The following is a 1,522-nucleotide window of genomic DNA, read 5'->3' on the forward strand; positions in this document are numbered from 1 at the left end:
GTCATTGACCTAGACAATGGGCCTGCCGTCAAAAGCCAGCGCACCCAGTTCATCAAGCGCATGGCGCAGTTTGCGCAGCGCGAGCAGATGAAGATCCGCCTGGTTTACTATCCGCCTTATCACAGCAAGTACAATCCCATAGAGCGCTGTTGGGCGGCGCTAGAAAACTACTGGAATGGCGCTATCCTCGATACCGTTGAAACAGCCTTACGATGGGCGGCAAACATGACTTGGAATGGCTTCGAGCCCATGGTTGAGCTAGTCGAGGCGACTTATCCGAAGGGTGTCAAGGTGACCAAAGATGAGTTAGAGCCGTTTGAGCAACAGTGGCAGCGCTCTGAGACGTTGCCTAAGTGGGATGTGACGATTGTTCCGATATGAACGGTAGATTATTTGTTTGCGAGTCCCTTAATAGAAAGGGCACAGCACTTGGGCTGGCATGAGTCGAGAGTAATGGTCTTAGACGGTGACTTGGGCCAGTCGGCGAGTCAAGCACAAGGCCGTCATGATTTCAAATCTCTCACAACTGAAGTGGCTCTGGGTCATGTCGGTATCGTCTTTGGCTGGGATGTCTCTCGATTAGCCAGAAACAATGCTGACTGGTATCAACTACTCGATTTAGCCGCCATCTTTGATACACTTATCGGTGACAACGACGGCATTTACGACCCCAAGTTTTACAACGACAGACTCCTGCTGGGGTTGAAGGGCACCATGTCAGAAGCAGAGCTTTACAGCTTACGCCAACGACTCAATGCAGGGCGTCTTAGTAAAGTAAATCGGGGCGAGTACGTTCAGCATTTGCCGACGGGCTTGGAGCGCTTATCGAATCAGAAAGTCGTTAAATCACCGGATGCGCAGGTGCGCCAAGTGATTGAGTTGGTATTTGCTAAATTTACAGAATTGGGCTCTGCTCGCAAAGTCTTACGGTATTGCCGAGACCAAAAAATCTTACTTCCCCGGTATCAGACGAGTGGGTTTCATAAGGGTGAACTGCTATGGAAGAAGCCCTCTGAGTCGGCGATTGGGTCTATCCTAACGAACCCGGCTTATGCGGGTGCGTTTGTTTATGGTCGCCGCGTTAAAGCGCCGAGCAAACGTAAACCCGGACGGCATTCTACGGGGGTTGTCAGTAAGTCGATGGAGGAGTGGCAATGTGTCATTCATGACGCCTATCCTGCTTACATCAGCTGGGAACAATATTTGGAAAATCAAGCCCGACTAAAAGACAATTTACAACGCTACAGTGAGCAGCATAAGCCTAGTCGGGGTGCGCCAGGAAAAGGGGCGGCTTTGCTACAAGGCTTAGCCACCTGTGGTCAGTGCGGACGGCGGATGAATGTAGGCTACAAGCCTGGTGTTCGTTATCTCTGTAGCGCCATGTCCAATAGTCACGGTGAGCCCATGTGTGCCCACTTACATGGGCCTTCGATTGAGCAGTATGTTGTCCAAGCTTTCTTTGAAGCCATTGCACCCATTCAATTGGATGCTTTAGATGAGATATTACAACAAAAACAGAAAG

General features: G+C 50.4%; 2 protein-coding genes. Both read left to right on the forward strand.

From position 1 onward, the window contains the following. Positions 1-381, forward strand: a 381-nt coding sequence (locus CKL79_RS22365) for a transposase (RefSeq protein WP_170944147.1), incomplete at its 5' end; no start/stop codon positions are given. A gap of 72 nt (positions 382-453) precedes the next feature. Continuing rightward, a partial coding sequence (locus CKL79_RS22370) for a recombinase family protein (protein WP_170944171.1) occupies positions 454-1,522 on the forward strand: 1,069 nt, incomplete at its 3' end.

Origin of the sequence: Leptolyngbya sp. BC1307, from assembly GCF_002286735.1 — a bacterium.
Taxonomy (GTDB): domain Bacteria; phylum Cyanobacteriota; class Cyanobacteriia; order Phormidesmidales; family Phormidesmidaceae; genus Phormidesmis.